This is a genomic window from Arthrobacter sp. B0316-5-4 (assembly GCF_059090325.1).
The window spans coordinates 778376-797898 of sequence record NZ_JBNHFN010000002.1; the positions used below are offsets into that span (position 1 = coordinate 778376).

Annotated in this window: 16 protein-coding genes; 11 read left to right on the plus strand and 5 right to left on the minus strand. The window is 57.5% G+C overall.

What is annotated here, in order from left to right; translation table 11 throughout:
* Positions 1-75 precede the first annotated feature (75 nt).
* Genes AC5RU9_RS07905 through AC5RU9_RS07920 form a run of 4 tightly spaced genes read left to right on the plus strand, consistent with a single transcriptional unit; the run spans position 76 to position 7356 of the window.
* Positions 76-1539, plus strand: a complete 1464-nt coding sequence (locus tag AC5RU9_RS07905) for an ATP-binding protein (RefSeq protein ID WP_494015985.1) — start codon at positions 76-78, stop codon at positions 1537-1539.
* Entirely contained in the window at positions 1532-4303 is a 2772-nt protein-coding gene (locus tag AC5RU9_RS07910) for a Z1 domain-containing protein (RefSeq protein ID WP_494015986.1), read from the plus strand. The genes AC5RU9_RS07905 and AC5RU9_RS07910 overlap by 8 nt, the downstream gene beginning before the upstream one ends.
* Positions 4296-5297 carry a PD-(D/E)XK motif protein gene (locus AC5RU9_RS07915; RefSeq protein ID WP_494015987.1) on the plus strand — a complete coding sequence of 334 codons (1002 nt, stop codon included), beginning with the start codon at positions 4296-4298 and terminating at the stop codon, positions 5295-5297. Before AC5RU9_RS07910 ends, AC5RU9_RS07915 begins: the two co-directional genes overlap by 8 nt.
* Positions 5287-7356, plus strand: coding sequence for an AIPR family protein (locus tag AC5RU9_RS07920; RefSeq protein ID WP_494015988.1), 2070 nt, complete (start codon positions 5287-5289; stop codon positions 7354-7356). The genes AC5RU9_RS07915 and AC5RU9_RS07920 overlap by 11 nt, the downstream gene beginning before the upstream one ends.
* Here the strand turns inward: AC5RU9_RS07920 and AC5RU9_RS07925 are convergent.
* Complete coding sequence (locus AC5RU9_RS07925; RefSeq protein WP_494015989.1) at positions 7353-8903, minus strand: DNA cytosine methyltransferase; 1551 nt, start codon at positions 8901-8903, stop codon at positions 7353-7355. The two genes, AC5RU9_RS07920 and AC5RU9_RS07925, sit on opposite strands and share 4 nt — an antisense overlap.
* A gap of 198 nt (positions 8904-9101) precedes the next feature.
* Between AC5RU9_RS07925 and AC5RU9_RS07930 the strand changes: the two genes are divergently transcribed.
* The gene (locus AC5RU9_RS07930; RefSeq protein WP_494015990.1) at positions 9102-9857 is read left to right on the plus strand and encodes a DUF1889 family protein; all 756 of its coding nucleotides are present in this window, start codon (positions 9102-9104) and stop codon (positions 9855-9857) included.
* Between the two features lie 92 nt (positions 9858-9949).
* Here AC5RU9_RS07930 and AC5RU9_RS07935 read toward each other — a convergent pair whose 3' ends face one another.
* Positions 9950-11509, minus strand: a complete 1560-nt coding sequence (locus tag AC5RU9_RS07935; RefSeq protein ID WP_494015991.1) for a hypothetical protein — start codon at positions 11507-11509, stop codon at positions 9950-9952.
* A 122-nt stretch (positions 11510-11631) separates the two neighbouring features.
* Here AC5RU9_RS07935 and AC5RU9_RS07940 point away from each other — a divergent pair, with 122 nt between their 5' ends.
* The 3 genes from AC5RU9_RS07940 to AC5RU9_RS07950 all read left to right on the plus strand — a co-directional run bounded on the left by AC5RU9_RS07940 (position 11632) and on the right by AC5RU9_RS07950 (position 13587).
* The gene (locus AC5RU9_RS07940) at positions 11632-11856 is read left to right on the plus strand and encodes a DUF2188 domain-containing protein (RefSeq protein WP_494015992.1); all 225 of its coding nucleotides are present in this window, start codon (positions 11632-11634) and stop codon (positions 11854-11856) included.
* Positions 11857-11890: 34 nt separating this feature from the next.
* Complete coding sequence (locus tag AC5RU9_RS07945) at positions 11891-12847, plus strand: hypothetical protein (RefSeq protein WP_494015993.1); 957 nt, start codon at positions 11891-11893, stop codon at positions 12845-12847.
* A 101-nt stretch (positions 12848-12948) separates the two neighbouring features.
* Positions 12949-13587: a DUF6308 family protein gene (locus AC5RU9_RS07950; protein WP_494015994.1), complete on the plus strand. Its 639-nt coding sequence runs from the start codon at positions 12949-12951 to the stop codon at positions 13585-13587.
* Between the two features lie 328 nt (positions 13588-13915).
* Here AC5RU9_RS07950 and AC5RU9_RS07955 read toward each other — a convergent pair whose 3' ends face one another.
* From AC5RU9_RS07955 to AC5RU9_RS07965, 3 genes are all read right to left on the minus strand, one after another.
* Positions 13916-14437, minus strand: coding sequence for a type IV pilin protein (locus tag AC5RU9_RS07955; protein WP_494015995.1), 522 nt, complete (start codon positions 14435-14437; stop codon positions 13916-13918).
* A 129-nt stretch (positions 14438-14566) separates the two neighbouring features.
* Entirely contained in the window at positions 14567-15511 is a 945-nt protein-coding gene (locus AC5RU9_RS07960; protein WP_494015996.1) for a type IV pilin protein, read from the minus strand.
* Positions 15512-15569: 58 nt separating this feature from the next.
* A complete protein-coding gene (locus AC5RU9_RS07965; RefSeq protein WP_494015997.1) occupies positions 15570-16394 on the minus strand; it encodes a hypothetical protein in 825 nt (274 codons plus the stop codon).
* Between the two features lie 205 nt (positions 16395-16599).
* Here AC5RU9_RS07965 and AC5RU9_RS07970 point away from each other — a divergent pair, with 205 nt between their 5' ends.
* The 3 genes from AC5RU9_RS07970 to AC5RU9_RS07980 are packed head-to-tail and all read left to right on the plus strand — an operon-like array spanning position 16600 to position 19513.
* Positions 16600-17667, plus strand: coding sequence for a hypothetical protein (locus AC5RU9_RS07970; protein ID WP_494015998.1), 1068 nt, complete (start codon positions 16600-16602; stop codon positions 17665-17667).
* 5 nt (positions 17668-17672) lie between these two features.
* The gene (locus AC5RU9_RS07975) at positions 17673-18815 is read left to right on the plus strand and encodes a hypothetical protein (protein ID WP_494015999.1); all 1143 of its coding nucleotides are present in this window, start codon (positions 17673-17675) and stop codon (positions 18813-18815) included.
* On the plus strand, positions 18812-19513 hold the full coding sequence (locus AC5RU9_RS07980; protein ID WP_494016000.1) for a hypothetical protein: 702 nt from the start codon (positions 18812-18814) through the stop codon (positions 19511-19513). Before AC5RU9_RS07975 ends, AC5RU9_RS07980 begins: the two co-directional genes overlap by 4 nt.
* Positions 19514-19523 lie beyond the last annotated feature (10 nt).

Here is a 19523-nt window from a genome sequence, read left to right on the forward strand (position 1 = left end):
TACTTTGTCGTTGCTGCCCGTTAGTATCCAAAGTGCTGGGCAACGTTGACGGCACGAACTACAACTGGGGGGTCAGTGACAACCGAGCAAATCCTTCCGCCGGATCCGCATCTCATGGAGTCCATGCGCGCCGTCGGCTACACACTTCAGACAGCCGTTGCCGACCTCATAGATAACTCGATATCGGCAGAAGCCACAAACGTCGACATTTTCTTTGGCGATCAACCTGACCCATACGTCGCCCTAGTCGACGATGGCGAGGGAATGACGGCCGAGGATGCCATCAAAGCAATGCGCCTGGCAGGCGCCAGCCCGATGAAGTCGAGGAACCCGAAGGACTTGGGACGCTTTGGTCTCGGGCTGAAAACGGCGTCGTTGTCGCAATGCCGAGACTTGGTTGTCGTTTCCAAGCGTGACGGTGTCTTGTGCGGCTTCGAATGGAACATCGATCATATGATCGAACAGCAAACTTGGAGCCTCCTGGTCCTTGCTGAGGAAGAGTTGCGGGAGCTCCCACGGTTCAACGAACTAGCTGAGCTCACCTCTGGGACGCTCGTCATTTGGCGGAATCTCGACAGGCTTGAAGCCGCCGTTGGAGATCTCAGCTCGTCGTTCGATGCAGCCATGATGGACGTCAAAAGCCACTTAGCCCTTGTATTCCACAGATTTCTTGCCGGCGAACACGGCCAACGCTTCGGCATCTCCCTAAACCGCGCCCCTGTGCAAGGCTCCGATCCTTTCCTAGATTCCAACAAGTCGACCCAACTCGGGCCATCCGAGTCCTTCTCCGTCGGAGGGGAACGAATTGAGGTTCAGCCTTACACGCTGCCGCATCTAAATCGGATGACGACGGCAGAAAAGAAGCGGGCTCAAATTGCTGGTCGAGTCCGCGACAGCCAAGGCTTCTATATTTATCGCGGAAAGCGTTTGGTCATTTGGGGTACGTGGTTCCGCATAGCACCCAAGGACGACTTGGGGAAGCTCGCCCGAGTCAAGGTCGATATCCCGAACACATTGGATCACCTGTGGTCTTTGGACATTAAGAAGGCTTCAGCAGCCCCACCCCCGCAGATTCGAGACAATCTTCGACGAATTGCAGGGCGCATCGTAGAGCCGAGCAAGCGTGTTCATCTCTATCGTGGCCGCATCGTCCAAGAACAGTCCCGTACGAGTCCCATGTGGAACGTGGTCGATGACCGCGGCACTTTCAGATATGAGATCAATCGGCGGCACCCAGCTTTGGAGATGTTGGCCGATCAGATGAGTCCCGATGATGTCACGCAGATGTCAGTGGTGCTTTCACTTCTGGAATCGACCTTCCCAGTTGAAGACGCTTACAACAGACTGGGCCAGGACGAGAATCATTCGCCACTTCAGCCATCTACTCCGGAGCTCGAAGGCTTGGCCTCGGCCCTCTGGAAAGCACACAAAGCAAGCGGCGGTAGCTCGGAGCAGTTCGTCTCCGCTATGGCTTCGATTGAACCGTTCGCCCTCGCGCTCGCCCCCACAGAACTCCTTTGGAAGGTAGTAAATGACTAGCCAGGCTGCCGCCGACCCCAGCGTCATTCGTTCTCAGATGGAAAAACTGGAGACCGTCGTGAGCGCTCTCCTCAGTGATGACACATACAGCGAGTCCTACCTTCACGAGCAGCTGGCAACTTTCCGCCCTGTCGTAGCTCCCGACATCTCTGACAACGACATCACAGCCGTTCACCGACGCCTTGTGAGCAAATTGAGCATTGACGTGGAGATCGGTGTCGGAATCACCGACAAGGATTTCAAGCCTTGGCTCGCGGCAAAAAAGCATCACATCGAATGGACTAGATGGCTGACGTATAAGCAGTGGCTGAGGAACAATAACCGTTCTCCGAAAGTACTGGAGAAGATGGAGGAGTTCACTGACGACATCCTGGACTACGTCGGTGATCCAGCTGTCCCTGGCCAGTGGGATCGTAAGGGCTTGATTATCGGCGACGTCCAGTCCGGTAAAACGCAGACCTATTTGGGACTTCTTAATAAGGCCGCCGACGCTGGATATCGGCTTGTAGTCTTGCTGGCTGGCAACACGGAGTCGCTGCGGCAGCAAACTCAGATCCGTATAGACGAGGGCTTCCTCGGCAAAGACTCCAGCCGCAATGTCACACGATCAGGGACAGCCAAAGCCGCCGACAGGATCGTCGGTGTTGGGCGGCTAAACAAACAACTAACTCAAGCGGTCGGCATGACGACCGTCGTCCAAGACTTTCTGCAGGCAAGCAAAGATGCAACAAGCATCAGTGTCTCGGCAGACTCTCCGCATCCCTTCATCTTTGTCATCAAGAAGAACGTGCATGTCCTAAATGCGCTCATTGAGTGGGCAGATGACCAAGCCAAATCGCACGGCAAGATTACACTGCCTCTTCTGCTCGTTGATGACGAGTCAGACTATGGTTCCGTAAATACAGGAAAAGAAGACGACCCAACAAGAACGAACCTCCTCATCCGCCAGCTTCTCGGGAAGTTCGCGCGAAGCTCCTACGTCGCCATAACCGCAACGCCATTTGCCAATATCCTCATCGACCATAAAGCCACGACTGTCAAGGAGGGGGAGGTTCACAAGGATCTGTTTCCAAAGGACTTCATTTACGGCTTAGAAACGCCAACAAACTATGTGGGCGCGGCCAAAACCTTCGGTACCGAAGAGAACATCAATCGGGCCGGCGTCATTGATCTTCACGATGTAGAACCGGTGTTGCCACTGAAACATAAGCAGCACCATTCGTTTAGTAGTATCCCGGAGAGTCTCAAGACAGCCATCCGCGTCTATGTCGTAGCAAACGCAATCCGAGACATTCGCGGGCAAGAGGATCAGCCTCGGGCCATGCTGGTCAACATCTCTCGGTTCAAGCGCGTCCAAGCGCATCTCTACGAGCTTGTGAAGCACGAGCTGGACAGTATCAAGAATGCACTTGAGGCTCACGCAATTCTCTACACCGAAGGCGTGAAGAACCACATCATCGATGACCTCCGATCGACGTTTGAAAGGTTCTATCCCGACGCGGAGGTTGCGTGGCCCGAGGTGCTGAGTGCCTTGCCGGCTGCGTCGATCGAGATTACAGTCCGGACCTTCAACTCAGACACTGAGCGACTTCTAAAAGAACAGCAGCTAAGTACTGAAATGCCAAAGAGGGTCATAGCCATCGGCGGCGATGTCCTCAGTCGCGGTCTGACTCTAGAGGGCCTCACGATCAGCTATTACTACCGAAACGTACGCGCGGCCGACACCATGTTGCAAATGGCCCGATGGTTCGGCTACCGGGACGGTTTCGAGGACCTGTGCAGGATTTGGATAGACCCTGGCGTCGCCGCGGACTACCGATTCATCGCCGCCACCATTGATGAGCTGCGATCCGATCTTAAATTCATGCGCCGCCAGAAATTGACTCCGGAGGACTTCGGGCTAGCTATCCGAATGCACCCTGACACCTTGCTCATCACCGCGAAGAACAAATCGAAATCGGCTGCTGTAGCCGAAAAGGTCATCAGCCTCATCGGCCAACGGGTCGAAACATCGCGGCTTGACTCACGACCTGCCATTGTCAAAGACAACCGGGATGCCACTGTGGCCTTGGCCACGAAGCTCGTGAAGACCATCGGCCAGCCTGAAAGAACGCAGCGAGACTACCCGCGTTTCACAAACGTACCGCAATCGGTAATCGCCGAATTCCTGGATGGCTACACGGCGCATCGGATGGATCCGTATTTTTACCGCAACGCCATAGGCAAGTTCGTCAAGAACAACAAAAAAGCCAAATTCACTTCGTGGGACGTCGTTTTTGTCAACGGATCCAAGTCGCCAAGTTCTGCGCTGACCTTCGGAGACATCGTCATACATCCGCCGACGCGTTCGATGACAATCGGCGGTTCAGGGGAGTTGCTAGTGTCGGGCAAGAGTAGCCGGTTGGCAGGTGGAGACGATCTCCGGCGAATTCTCGATCCATCTACCGATGCGTGCGTCACCCAAGCCTTCGCGGACGAGAACCCGGGCAAGACCCTCACCGAGTCTGTGATCTATAAGCACCTTCCCCGACCGGCATTGCTCATCTACGTTTTGCATCCGAAATTCGATGGACTGCTGGAAGAGGATCTAAAGAAGGTCGCCCACCTCGAGAGCGATCTCGTTGTTGGGATCAAGTTAGCGTTCCAAGGCAATCGGCTTGACGTCAATGATCGAGATGGCGACGTTAAGTACCTCATCAACACGGTGGCCCAAGAGCAATGGTTTGTGGAGTACACGGGCGACGACGGGGACGACGATGTCTAATCCGATCGAAGCCGCATGGTTGAGCGCCATTGAGCGACGGCTACCCAGAACACTTGAAGTCGATCCGGATCTCGAGCTTCGCCTCGTCTGCGGCACTGACCAAGCTGGACAGCCGATGTTCTGTTCCATCAGTAACCTCAAACCGGGCATTCCAGAGCTGTCAGATGCCGTTGATGTGACCCGCACCCAGAGGACCATCGATGGACATTGGGTACTCTTGCTTACGCTCAAGGCGGCCAAATTTACGGACGTCTTCGTGCAGCTCTGCGCGCATATCGTGGATCGTGTCTCCGAGACCAGCTCTGAAGCTCAAGGACTTTCAGCGTTCATGGCCGGCGTTGAGGAGTGGCGCACCCTCCTCCAGGCTCCCCCGAGTCAGCGGCTGTCTTTGGACGCAACGCGAGGCCTTTTCGGCGAGCTTTGGCTCGGTTTTTCGAACTTGGTTGAGGAGTGTCCCGCCGCCCACGTCATGGACGCGTGGCACGGCCCGTTCCAAAGTGACCAAGACTTTCAGTTCGCAGGCGGGCCGTTGATCGAAGTAAAAACTGTCCATAGTCGTGCTCGTCGCATTCAGATTTCCTCGGAGAACCAGCTCAATTGCCTGCCGAACGAGCGACTCTTCGTCGCCGTCGTGTCCGCCGATGACGCTATGGCAGATACACCGGGGGCGATGACAGTTCCTGCGCTCCTGGACCAGACGGACCTCCTTCTCCAGGATGCTGGCGTTGCGCAGTCTGAACTTACGCGGCGTCTCGCCGAACTCCGTTTCGATCGATCGGACGACGTCTACGCCGACATGCACTTTCTCCCAACAGGCATTCGATATCTGGAAGTAACTGAGTCCTTCCCACGGATCGAGCCCAGCATGCTCCCAGCAGGCGTCAGCCGCGTCTCCTACTCCTTGGACGTGGCGGACTTAGCGCCCTTTGAATGCGATTATTCACAGCTGGGGCTACCCACAGCAGAACTGAAAGTTTCGTCGAATGAATCTTGATGATTTCTACTTGGATCTACAAAACACTGTCAATGCTCGAGCAGCAGTCGACAACGACTACACCTCAATGGCGTTCATGGCAGAGGTGTCGGAGCGCTTCGCAGAAGCCGGTGAAGTTGAAGACTTTACGGTTCTTCAGTTCGAGGGCTCCGGTCAACGCAACAAGAAGCTTGCTGTGAATGCATACGACATGGACGATGCCGATGAATCTGTCTCGCTCGCCGTTCTTCTGCACTCGAACTCCGATTCCATCGATGTGGTCACTGCCACCGACGCCAAGAAGCGTCTGTCAGCACTCGAAAACTTTCTATCCGAAGCAGTTTCCGGACAATTCACCGCTGGCCGAGAAGAAAGCTCAGCCGCATATCAGCTAGCCTGCGACCTCCACAACCGGGGACGAGCGGTATCTCGTTACCGGCTCTACCTCGTCACCAATGGCCGACTCAGCGACCGTATCAAGCAAGTCCCATCATCGATTCTTAACGGCGTCCCTGTAGATTTCCATCTCTGGGACCTTCAGAGGCTCCACCAAGTCCAGGAGTCCCAGCAGGGCCGCGAAGCCCTCGAAATCAACTTGACCAAGTGGGTTCCGGAGGGTCTTCCCATCCTAGAAATCAGCGGCGATTCGACCGACTTCGCTACGTATATGGCCGCTGTCCCTGGCGCCCTTGTTGCCGACTTATATGCGCAATACGGAAGCAGACTGCTGGAAGGGAACGTCCGTTCATTCCTAAGCGGTCGGGGAAAGGTCAATAAGGGTATTAAGACGACGATTCTGTCCGAACCAGAGATGTTCATGGCGTACAACAATGGCATCACCGCCACCGCCACCGGCCTTACCCGAACTTCGGATGGGCTCAGAGCGACGTCCCTCGTTGACCTTCAGATTGTGAACGGTGGACAGACAACTGCTTCGCTGTTTTACGTGGCAAGAGAAAACGCCAAAGGCTCGGTGCTCAGCGACGTGTTCGTGCCAATGAAACTCGTGGTCGTAGACCCCGAGAAGGCCGTTGACCTCGTCCCAAAAATCTCGAGGTTTGCCAACAGTCAGAACCGGGTGAGTGAGGCTGACTTCTTCTCGAACAGCCCATTCCATATCAGGCTGGAAGAGCTCTCGCGAAGGCTGCTCGTACCTGCTCGCCCTGGCGTCAACTACCACACCAAGTGGTACTACGAGCGGACCCGCGGCCAGTACCTCAACGAAAAGAACAAGCTCTCCACCACCGACGCGACCAAGTTCGTGGCTACGTGTCCGCGAGGTCAAGTGTTCACCAAAACGGACGCAGCGAAATATGCGGTCTCGTGGGATCAAAAACCACACATCGTGAGTGCCGGCGCTCAAAAGAACTTTGTGGCCTTCGCCGAAGGTGTCGCAAAAATTTGGGAGGCTTCCAACGAAGAAATCAACGAACAGTATTTCCGTGACCTCGTCGCCAAAGCGATCATGTACGAGGAGATTCGGCGCTCCGTTGCAAAGGCAGACTGGTATGACAAGGGCTATCTCGCGAACATCGTCACCTACACTATGGCCAAGTTGGCCTTCGAAATTGGCAGGCAAGTCCCTGGACGCCACCTTAACTTCGCGGCTATTTGGCAACAACAATCGTTGAGCGAGGCCACGATGACGACCGCGCTCTCAGTCGGAAAGCTCGTATCCGACGCCCTTACGTCACCGACTCGACGCGTCGCCAACGTAACCGAATGGGCCAAGTCGGCGGCATGCTGGGAGGCTGTGAGAACCGAAGCCTTCGAATTGCCAGAAGGTTTCAAGAGGGAGCTCATCGATTCGTCGGTCCGGACTGAGGCCAAGAGCGCATCTAAGGCCGCTCAGAGGATCGACAACGGCATCGATATTCAGACGCAAGTCTTGTCGACAACCAAGGAGGAATGGGAGAGTCTGCGCACGTTTGCTCTCGCAAACCGCGTAGCTGGCCCTACCGATCTCGGCATCCTCGATGTAGTCACTGGACGCAAGAACGGATTCCCCTCCGAGCGTCAAAGCGTCCGTCTCATGGCGACTCTAAGCAAGGCCCGGGAGAAAGGCTTCTCGGACTTTTAGTCTTCGCTTGCATCAACGGTTCCGTCGAGACGCAGGGTCTCGACTACTTTTTCTGCAATGAGCCTCGCCAACAAGGGCGGGACAGCGTTTCCGACTTGGTGGAACTGCATTGTCCGAGAGCCTTCGAAGTAGTAGTTATCGGGAAACGTCTGAAGCCTCGCCGCTTCGCGCACCGTCAAGCTTCGCATTTGGGACTCATCTGGATGGATGTAGTAGTGCCCGTCCTTAGAGATGTGCGAGACGATCGTTGTCGATGGTTCATGCCATACCTGCACTCGGAATCGATCCAAGAATGGTGTGTTGTCTTCGCCGATGTTCTTGTGATTGGGCACAAGGTCTTCAGGCAGGTCGGCGAACTTAGGGCTCTTGCCCAGTTCCTCGGCCTTCCAGGAAAGGTGTGCGTACCGCTCAATATCCGTTTCCATGTGGCTGCGGGACTGATGCTGTAGAGGCGACGTCAAAGCCTCGTCTTCAATCCACTTTCGATATCTAAGGACGGCAGCGCTGCGCTCATCTTCATCCATGTGTTGTCGCAATTCGTTCGCGCCCGAATCGGCCGGTGCCTCTGGGACCTCAACACCGTGAAGGTCACGACGGCCGATGGCTCGTTTCCGCAGCGTGTCCCAGTTTTCTTGGCTGTCATGGCGCTTCGGTGAGATTTTTGAACGCAGGAACGGCAGATCCGCGATGGCATCTCTGACCGTAACCTTTGAACTCGGCTCAAGCACCGCCCGATTGGTTCTCTCGACAATGTCGGATCTGACACCAAGCAAAATGACCCGGTGACGCTTCTGCGGAATGCCATAATCTTCCGCAGGGATGACAAAGTCCTTCGGCGCGAGCTTCCCGTCTTTCTTGTCGATCACGAGAGACCTGACTTCGTATGTCAAGGAAGAACTCGGATGTTGCAGGTCGTGAAGTATCTGGCCAAACATTCCGACGCCGTGATTGGTCGAGGAGAGCAAGCCCTTCACGTTTTCCATCACAAAGACGGCTGGTGCGAATTGCTTGATGATGTCTAGGTACTCTTCATAAAGGAAGTGCTTCTTATCGAATGCAAATTTCACGTCATTCGTACGACGCGACCGTCCGGCAAGTGAATAGGCCTGGCATGGTGGGCCCCCGATCAGGACCCAGTCTCCGTTTGGGTTTTTTGGTGCCGCGGCCAGCGCGTCCTTGATCTTTTGGGTGACGTCCTCGCGTGTTGCGTCGCCGAGCTCAATCTCGTGGACATGGGCCGTCGCAATCTTAAGAGCGGCGGCGACTCTAGGCTCTTCCGTGAACTCTTCCCAGGACTTCGAGCCCGAAATGTACTCGTAGTACGATTCCGGCACCCCTCCATTGCGCTTGAGGTGCCGGAAGACCGACCGAAGCCTCAGTGTCAAAACGGCATTTCGCTCCATCTCGAAAGATCCAACGGTTTGGAAGATGGGGCCGCCGTCTTCCTCACCTACACTGGAAAATCCTTCGTTGAGACCGCCAGGACCAGCAAACAGGTCAATCACTGGAATGGGGTAGCGCGGATCTGCCGGAATTTCGTCACTCATAGTCTGACCAGGTTACCAGGTCAGGGCCATGAAACGTGCATCGCATAGACCCCATGTGGAAAACAGGGCAGAGGGAGACCAAGATGGACGCGAGCCTCGTCCACCTGCGAGCCCGCGAGATTGCAGCAGGTTGGAGTTTTCACGGGGATGACGTCGATTCAACTCAAACTGTCGGACCTGTGTGGCAGGCTACTCGCTATGACAGAACTCACCCGAAACTCCGGCCTTTCCTACATCTCTTGGAACGATTGGGTGGCCATGGGGCAGCAACGGTCCGCGGTCGGATTTCTGGCCGAGTGGCTCGAAACCAGTCCTCGCTCTAGTAAGTCCATGTTGCTGAGTGAGCGGGGCAACGACACCGAACAGGAAGTCGCACCTGGCATCTTGGCATGCTGTCCGGACGTATCGGTCGGCGTGCTGGCGGATGCCGTCACGACCGTCAAGTCGGGCGCCTCTGTACTGGCTCTCTTCCCGGAAGAGAAAGTGGCCGAGGCAATGGTCGACGCGATCGACTCGACGTCAGCCGACCTTTGCATCACACTGTGGCCCGGCTTCGACGACCTCGAGATGTGGCTCCATGCGCACGGCGCTATACAACTTCCGTCCGGAATGCCTGCCGATCAGAGTTATGTCGAGAGAGTGCCCGCAGTCGTGCGCGTGGCTTTGCCCCGTGCAGGGGAAGTCATGGACCAGGCCAGCGGGCTCAGGCACGGGCGGGGCAAGGATCAAATCGTGCAGACGCTTCAGCTTTTGCATAACAGCGGTTACAGATACGAGCCGCAGGACTTGGAGCTTTACGCCTACCGCCTCGGATATCGTCAGCGCGACGTCCGACAAATTCGAGACTATGTTCAGCGCATCCGTCAGGGGCGGCGGATTGTGACCGGGGCGAATCGCCTTCGATCTGACATTCTGGATATGTGGATTGCCGAAGCAGAAGCTATCCATGGGTAATGTCGGCGCCCTATGGGTCTTTCCATCACTCCATCCCTAGATCCGACGGCCGCACCTGCATTTCAGGCAATATGAGCTCGGATCAAGCACTGCTAAAAATAGCCACGTTCCGGACCATGCGGGCTCCAGCCCTTCATGAACGGCTTGAGCGCGTCGGCATCTGGCTTGGGATCATCCGGCATGCGAATCTCCCCGAGTAGAGGGTTGATTGCCGCCGCATGGGTTTCTGCCCATTGCAACCAGTCAGTGGCGGCGGCAGCATCAACCAAGTTCATGGATTGTATGCGGCTCCGCATGGCGGCGATGTAGTCGCCCAGCAGCTGCACCCGTTGGAAACGCTCGGCTTGGTCAAGAAGTACTTTGGCACGGTGATCCTCATTGAGGCGCCCGATCGCCCGATCACGAACTTGTTCCCATTGGCGGCGCTTTTCATCGTCACGGCGCTGCTTTTCGAGCCGTACCTCGACCGCACGGGCGGCTCGCAGCTCGACCTCTTGGATAATTCGTGGCAAGAGCGAATCGGCGCGAGCCGTGTCGGTCTCGGTCCACTCGGATTGCCAGAACGGTGGCTCCAGGCCCGAGAGTCGGATGTTGAGAAAGTCAGTCTTGACGAGGTCCTCGGTCGGAACCGAATAGCCACTTGCTTGCCGGCGAAGTTCGGCTGCCGTCAGTAGATGAGGCGCTCGCTCCTTTGCTTGGCTGAAATGCAGATGGACTTCGTCGTCACCGATCCTGATCCTAAGATGACCGTTCGCCCGCTCTTCGCGGCTAATGTGACCGTAGTAGTCCGGTTTAGGCACGGGCACTGCGGCGGCTCCGTAGCCTCGTCGTTCGGCTTCGATAGCGAGTCCTTGGACAATACGTAGGGTCCAGTTCCAGCGGGGCGCATCCATGCCGAGGCGGTCTGTTCGCTGCTGCCTCAGCTTGGCAACGACCTCATGGGCCGTGCGAATACCAGCGGGCACGTCAACAGGAGCAAGTGCCACCAACTGCCACTCCGGACGGCGTTTCAGCTCCACCGTGCACGGCTTGTTCCAGCTGGTGGTAACGACAAGCTCCATGTCGTCTGGAAACAGTTTCTTCCGCCGGGCGACCGTGACGAGCTGTCTATATCTTCCGGTTTCGGCACTCGTGAATTCGATAACGTGGTCCACCGCCAGGCGGTCCATCATCTTTTGTGTCGCGCTCTTGGCTGGGACGGCCGGCACCCGGGCCGGTGTCGGCACAGCCAGGCCCGTGGACGTTGATGCGACAGGCACCGCCACCGACGGCGGTCTAAAGTTCGCGGTTTCATCTCGGTCCACGTTTTCGACCCGCGGTGACGCCTCATTCGTTGGCGCAGCCAGACGTGGCGGCGACAGGCGACCGGACGTCTTCGGCGACTTCACCACGGTCCCTGTGGTTGTGGAATGCTCACGTTGTTTGATGACGGGATCGAAGTCGTTGTGCGCCAGGTAATATTCTCCGCCCGGCAACATCTCAGCCGACCAGCGGCCCCGGCGGCGGTTGGTGGCAATGAGGTTTCGGTTAGCCAAGGCCCGAGCCACAAGCTTATGGGCATTGCCCTCCCACGGCGCCTCCGGGCAACCATCGGCTACCCAATGAAGTACATCGAGCTGTGGCTGGCTCAGGGGCAGGTATTTACCGGGCACTCTGCCATTCAATGCCAAATTCCGCCCCATGGCTACAACCGCGTCTGATTGTCGGTCGGTGCTGCTAGCTTGTGAATTGACAGGCGACTCGCGTCTGCACCATAAGCAAGGGAGAAGTCAGCATGGCGAACGACGGCGTCGAGACTTACCACGAAAACGGGCAGTGGAAGAATCGAGTACAAGGTAATTCCCGAGCTTCGAACACGGCCGAGACCAAGCGGGAGGCCCAGACTGAAGGTCGTCGCATGGCACAGGCTCGCGGCGGAGAGCACACGATCAAGAAGCTCGACGGGACCATCGGCGAGCGGAATTCCTACGGCAACGATCCGCACCCGCCTAAAGGCTGAGGCCTCAGCCGCTACCAGTGGACCGGTTAGCCGCATGACCGAGTTGGAAAATGGCGATGACCGCCGCATCCCACGGATCGGCGAGGACTGGGTCTACCGCCTACGCGACGGCGCACCATCGCAACGCGTCCGGATTCTGCAGATTCACCCGAAGAACCGCAGTAGGCGATTCGATGTGGAGTTCCTTGATCGTGACACTGCTGGAACCCATGAGAATGTGCCAGCCATCCGGCTCCGTGCGCCCTGGCGTCAAGTGGTCGCATACGACAAGATGATGGCGAATTGGGAAATGCTCGCGGATACGGCGCTTGACCACGTCGAAGAGGGCGCCGCCGAAATGGTCTTCAATCTTCTTATCCCATCGAAGACGGCGGAAATCTCATGGAGTCCCGTGAACTATGCAACGGAAGTCCACCGATCCGACGACCTCTCCCAACTCCTGGGCATTTCAATTTGCGACCTCGTTTCCAACGTTCCATCATTCGAGATTGACGATGCCTTGATGTTCTCACCGGCCGCTACACTCGTCATCGCTGAGCACGCTTGTCGAAGCAACCCTGTGCCTGTCCTCAACGCAGTAACCGATGAGGAACGAGAAGCTAGCCACAAGAGCAAGCACGGCGGAAAGGCGCCCAATCTTGACGGCCCCGGTGAAATTGGCACGTCACCAGAGCGGGAGTACTCCTTGTACAGGAGATACGACCGCCCCCGTCATGAGCTCCTACGACAGTGGTGTGGCTATCGCGCCGTGTCATTTCACGAGCGGCTGGCGGCAGCCGAGGCCGAAAACCAGCGGCTCGACGAACTCCTGGGCCGCATGACCGAGACATTCAGGGAACGTGGTGAAACCGGGCTTGCTGAAATCTTTGAGCGCGAACATGAAGACGAACGAATCACTCCCTACAAAATCCGACCCGTTCCGGAACGACCGCTTGACCCGTCCGAAATCCCAGTAAGAATAGTCCGGACCAGGGGCTGGTGGGGGCACTGATTTGCCCAGCCCGGACTTCCGCAACCATAGCCGTAGAATTCACAGGATCCCGTAACAACGCTGGCTAGACACCCAATCTCAGGTACCAGAAATGAGTGACAATGACGACCACCGAGATCATCATCGCCGACCGCACTATTACCGGGCCCGTTAAGACACTGACGGACTACAGCAGGCGGTACGCAGGCACTCTGGCCGAATACGACTTCGGCGACAAAGGTGATCCGAACGTTCTCACCGAGGATGAGATCTGGACAACGCGAATCATTCACTCACGGTTCTCTCACGCGGAGCAGTCCGAATTGGCAAAGAAATCTACGAGTTGGAGGCAGAGCTGGGCTGCAGTCGCGCCTGCCGCTAGCATCGAAGACGCCGACCCAGCCATTGAGGATGGACACTACGACGCGATGCAAGAGCTCTACTCCCTCATGACCGACATTCATGGAGTGGGTGCAGCCAAGGCATCGAAGGTTCTGCACTTTAAGCGCCCAGACCTTTACCCCATCTTAGATTCGCGTCTAATGGAGCTCTACCGGGTCCCGGCAATCGCTGTGGCGAAACAATACGAAAAACGTGGCTTCAAGCGGATGTATTGGGCGGCCATCCGCAATGACGTCATTGCTAACAAGGACGCACTCAAGAAGCTTCGCCAAGACCTATCCAACGAGGATGCTGGGATCAGCAAGCTGTCGGATCTGAGCGACTTGCGCATCCTGGACATTCTCAGCTGGTCCCGCTGAGGGCTGCATGCTCAGATGGGCGCTCAGATTGAAATTCTTGGTGACCGGTCCGGGGGCATTTCTAGTTCAATTGAACGGTGCAGGAGGTATGGATTGCATCTCTGAATGTCAATTTTCGCCCGTCCGGTGGCTGACCGCTCGGCATATCCGGTATCGGCGCTCGGCTCTTCGAAGGCGAAGCCCACGTCATTGATCGGGCTAATCATGGACCCCCACTGCGGGTGACCGATACTCCGAATGTGGACCATACGTATGTGGCTCTTCCTGCCATCCGGATGGTCATGACGATCCGACAAGCCCCGGGCGAAGCGACGAATTCGCCAGCTAATTAGGGTTGCAAGAAGGTTCGCGTGGCGTCGAAGCTAGCATTCGAATACGTCCAAGCAGCCCAGCTTCCGGGAGCCATCGTAATCTCAAAGTCAGAACAGGGATTCCCCTGGTTCCACCAAGGTCTCTGCTTAAGGCCAGTCAGACTATTGTAGTAGTAGCCATTTATGCCAGACTTGCTTGCGCCCCCGATCGCAAAAGCCGTGCTATTGACGCAGTACATCAGCGCATTGGCGTGTGTTGTGTATGATCCGGCTGCTACTTTCAGCCCAAGGCCGTTGAGGTCGGTAACCGTTCTTGGGTATGAGCCGTTGTCAACAGAGAACAGTTGTATCTTGTTTGCAAAGTTTCTGATGTCACTCTGCACTGCAGAGTCGTTGGTCCTATTCTGAATCCCGTTATACGCCACAATAGTAATCGCCGCCAAGATACCGATCACCACAATAACGATCAGAAGTTCGACGATCGTAAAGCCGCGTCGATTATTCCGCCCAGATAGTAATGTGTTTGTTGATGCCTGCATTTCTGAGTCGGATTATGGGGCATAAGCGGTATTGAGTCAAGACGAAAAATTCCTTGATGCAGATCATGCAGGCCGCTGTCACGAACTATTACGTCTATACCTCTGGCGGCCGTAGCAGACCAGTCAGACTCACTGAGGAGGGCCAGTTGAAGTTGAGTTATTTACCGTACCATTCCAGGCCCAGTTAGCGGAGCTACCGTCCGAGTAGGTATACGTGCTCGGTCCCGCAGTTAACATCAGTCCGTCGATATAGACCGTATTTCCGGAGCTATTCGGACCGTTGTTTCCATGAAGATAAATCGAAAGACTCTGCGAGCCTGTTCCACTAATAGTAAAAGTACTCACAATTCGCGTCCACGTATTCGCGGAAACGGTTTGTAGACCACTCTGCGAAGTACATCCTCCACTTGTACTATTGCATGCATCAAAGAAAACATTTCGACTAACCGGCGTAAAATAATAATAGGACAGTGTATAGATTCCTGGCTGAACCACGGGAGAGATCACGGAAGCGACATCGGGGAACACTGTCGTGCTCGTTAGTGCATAAGAGTAGGCACCGAATTTTGTCTGTGCATTCGATCGGACGATGGTCGGTGAGGCAGTATCTGGCCCCATACCGGACACGTTATTCTCGGCACTCGGATTAGCAATAAGGTTCGACACTGCCGACACGCCACCCTGCCCATGTCCAGGACAGCCGCCCACGGTAGGACTAGAAATCTCGGTGGTTTTGTACGAAACGTTGCCATTGGTAGCAGTCAGGCAGAACGAAGAACCTGATCCAGTGTATTGGTAGGTTACATCCTGACTGTCGGACACGCCTGCGGCACTAAGGCTTCCTGTAGCCGGGTAGGCGCCATTGTCGATCTGATAGAGAGCTAACTTTTTGGCAGCTTGGGCGAGGGCTGAACTAGCAGAACTACTCCGTGCACGTTGTTGAATCCCGTTATACGCCACAATAGTAATCGCCGCCAAGATACCGATCACCACAATAACGATCAGAAGTTCGACGATCGTAAAACCTCGGCTATTATTTCGCGCAGATAGTAGTGTGTTTTTTGGTGCCAGCATTTCTGAAGTGAATTATGTGGCATAAGCGGTATCGAGTCAAGTAAAAAAGTTACTCAAATTAATCGTTGACCGCAGCTTCTCCGCGGGTATCGGGTTTTGGCGCTGAAAAACTGCGGAACTCCCCGTCTTTCGGCATCTCTCCGTACAGCCACGTACCCCAGGTAATGGTGGCTTCGGTCATGAAGTTGCGTTGCGTCTGGATCTTGGTGACGAGCCGGTTGTCGGCCAGTTGCGCGCCAAGTACCCACTGAGGCCAGACGGGCATGCGCCATTCGACGTCGATCTTGAACAGCCATTGCGCATCCGGCTTCAGTTTGAATTCGTCGATGTGCTGGACGGCGCGGACATATCCGGTAGCCGAACTCGGCTCTTCGAAGGTGAAGGCAAGGTCTTGTATCGGCTCGTCGTTTACCCAAACCGCAGGTGGCCGGTACTCCGAATCCGGGTCGATATGCAGGGCGATAGTCGCCAGGACGCTGCTTCCAAACTGATACATCGTCAGATGGCCCCAGGGGCGAAAAAACAACTCCTCATCTCGAAACAACGTCGCGAGTTTGTCCGCGCCCCGGTCGCTCCGGCGTAGTCCGGTTCGTTGCTCGACATGGTGACCCTTCGCGTAGGCGTCGAGTCGCTGGTTGAGGGAGCTGCCTTCCAGTCCGACGCCGCTGGTTTCGAGAAAGGCGCGGATATCGCCTTCCGGATCGACGGCGTAGCGCTTGAACATCTCAAACAGCGTGGCATGAGCCTGCTCGACGCTTCCCATGCCGACTACCCGGACCAGGGCCTCACACAGCGCGATGCGTTCTGGAACCAGCGCCCCTTCGCCGCGGCGCAGCTCGCGGAGCTCCTTCAGTAGCTGCAGCCGCAGCGGATCATCTTTCACAGGCTCATCGTGTCAGTTTTGTGTCAGTGACAGCCCATGGGGCCGTCACTGAGGATGGAGGTAGTTCTTCGGACAGGCACCCAACGGTGCAAGTTCCTTGGAACGAAACGAGTGGGAGCGACTCGAGATTTGGCCCTCGAATCGCTCCCTGTCACTTCTGGTCCTCCCGCACGACATCGCGAAATGAAGCTAGGAAAGGTTTCCCATGACACCCTCAATTGTACTGAGGCGCACCCTCGCGCCCATTTCCACCACCAAGTCGGTTCCGACGGCGGCAAGCTCGGTAGTCAGGCCTGAGTCCCGCACACCTCGCGGCACCCGATGGGATGTCACCGCCGTCACCCAGCAAGGCGCCACCCGTCTCGTCCCGGTATTCGCTGTCACTGAAGGAGCCGCCCGTCACAAGGTGCTCGAGCAACTGGGTGACGGCGAATCCCTTGGTGGGGTTTCTCCTGCCCAGTTGGCGAGGGAAGTGCCGGTCAGAAAGCCGCGTCGGTCGGGTCGCCGCCTCGCTGGGGCGGCGACAGTGCTCGGCGTTGCGATCGCGCTCGGCGCCTGCTCGGCGGCCCCGCAGGGTGACTTGGCAAGCGACAAGAAGATACTGTCCTCATGCCCGATAAGTCAGATCGGGGCCGACGCCCAGATCGATACCAGCGGCAGCGTCCGGGCGACGGAGCTGCCCGAGGCTTATGCCGGGGGGCTCAAAGCTCTGGTTCGCCGCACGGCTGTGTGCGGTGGCCACTTGAGGGTCGGAGCGTTTTCGTCCACAGCTGCCTCCACGGTAACGCTCTACGACGGCGATCTGCAGATGCCCGGCAGCACGGAGAACGCCCGGTTGCGGCACGTTCCCCAGGCCGTCGATGACGTCATGAAGACCGTCAATGACGCCTATGCACGCAAGGTGCCCAGCCTGACGTCGGGCGGGACGGACATCGTGGCCCAGTACCGACTCGCCCACGAGTACCTCCAGCAGCTCGGCGGGACGCGCCAACTGGAGTTACTGCTTCTGACCGATGGGTATCAGAACGCCGGATTCGTCTTGGGCGAACGAGCACTGACCGACGGCGAGGCAACCGCATTGGCGGCACAAGCGGATATCCCCCTGCTGCCCGGGGCCACGATCACCGTCGCCGGCATTGGAAAGATGGCCGGCCAGGACAGTGCACCCACCGACGTCATTACTGGCATGAAGGTCTACTACGACTTCCTATGTCAGCGAACCGGGGCCACCACCTGTGTCAGCGTCACCGACTTCACTCCGGCCGGGGGCTGACCATCGTGGCGAATTTGAATCTCCGTACCCCGCGCAGCTCCCGCCGACACACGGGGGGCGACCCGTCCCAGACCATGTCCAACCCCGGCGCTGTCGTCAACTTGCAGCGGGTCGATGAGGCCGCCGCTGTCGCCACCCCGAACGCCATCGGGGAGGGGACATGGATGGAACGCGGCTTCGGGGAGCTGGCGGCCGAACAGGAACAGCTGTGGCCTGCCGACGGTGAGCAGGCGAGCCGCCCGCATGCCGCGACCGCCAGCGGTCTGAACAGTGCCGCCGAGACAGAGCAGTTCTTGCTGAGTGAGTCGGCCAGCCTGGTCACTGCCAGCAAGCAGTCCTACGAGCATTGCCAAAAGACACTCCTGCCATGGGTGCACCGGGGCCCACATCACAATTTCCGCTACTGGGTCGGTTGGACCGTACTCGGACTCGGTGACGCGGTCGGTGTGGCCGGAGCGGCCATCCTCCTAGGCGAGGAGATCTGGATCGCCATCGGCCAGGCGATGGCCACCGGGCTTTCGGCGGTCACGGCCGGTTCGGCAGGGCATGACCTGAAGGAACTGCGACTGGCCCGGCAACGCCGGCGCGAGTTGGACGATCTGACCGAGGATGAAAAGCGCTACCGGCGCTTCTTCGACGATACGGCTGCCGGGGATTCCTTGCTGAAGGTTGTTGCTTGGCTGGCGGGGACTATCGTCATCCTGATCACACTGAGCATCTTGGCCCTGAGAGCCAGCATCGAAGGCACCTTGGCGGGGTTGTCCTTCGGAGCCCTCGCCGCCGCCACCGCGCTGGCCTCCTTCATTAACAGCTATGCCCACGCCGATGACGTGGCTGACCTGATGGCGGTCGCGCTGCGGGACTTCCGGCAGGCCGTACGCCGCCACCGCCGGATGGGGCGAGCCGCACCCCTTCGGCGTCGGGCCCACGCACAGGAGATGGTCAAGTCCATTACCGAGGAACATGGCCTGCGCGGCGCGGCCGCTGCCCACCACGTCCGGGCCCTGAAGTTCCAATCGCTCACTGCCAATCCGGGCGTCGTCGGCCACGGACCAGCAAGTGAAGCAACGCGGGCTGAACCCATGGTGCCCCCGCAGGTATCGCAGCATCGGCGCCGGACTCCAGCTGCAGAGGCGGATCCTTCATGACCCCGTCATTGTTTCGGCCCGCCAGCCTCCGCGAGTCAGCGCTACTCGGCGGTAGTCCTGCACCCACCGTCCACATGGGGCAGGGAGGTCGATTCCGTCTCGGCTCCCCCGGCCCTTGCCCGCAGACGCCAACTCTGACAACCATCATTTCCGATGACTCCGGAAGCCTCTATGGCCCTGCCGGCAACGATCCGCTCAGTAACCGCTACGCCGAGGCCATGCAGGCAATCCGGGCCGTGGCGAGGCGTTGCACCTGCAGGGAATGCAAGGCCGCTGTAATCCACTTCGACACGCCGACCAGCGGCTGCGTCGAACCCATCCCATTCACACGTGCAGGCCTGCGACAGCTACAAGCGGGTCTCGCGGTCCCTGCGAACGCGGCAGGGACAAGCCTGCTGGGACCTGGGCTCGACAAGGCTGAAGCCTCGGCCGCCGCCCACCCAGACCACCAGCCGGTTTTAGTCATCCTGACCGACTGGGAATTGTTCGACGACGATCTGCCGGATCTGTTGGATCGTCTGGCTACTTTCCAGGGACTGGTTTACGCCGTTGGGCTGCGGCACGACCCGCCGCCCGGACTACTCGACCTAGCGGTCCACGGCGTCACCGTTACCGCCACGTCAGCACCGGGCAGCCTGGCCAAGGCTGTGTTCGAGGGACTGACCGCCCACCGCCACGGCCGAAATCTCACGAAATAGGCAGACCATG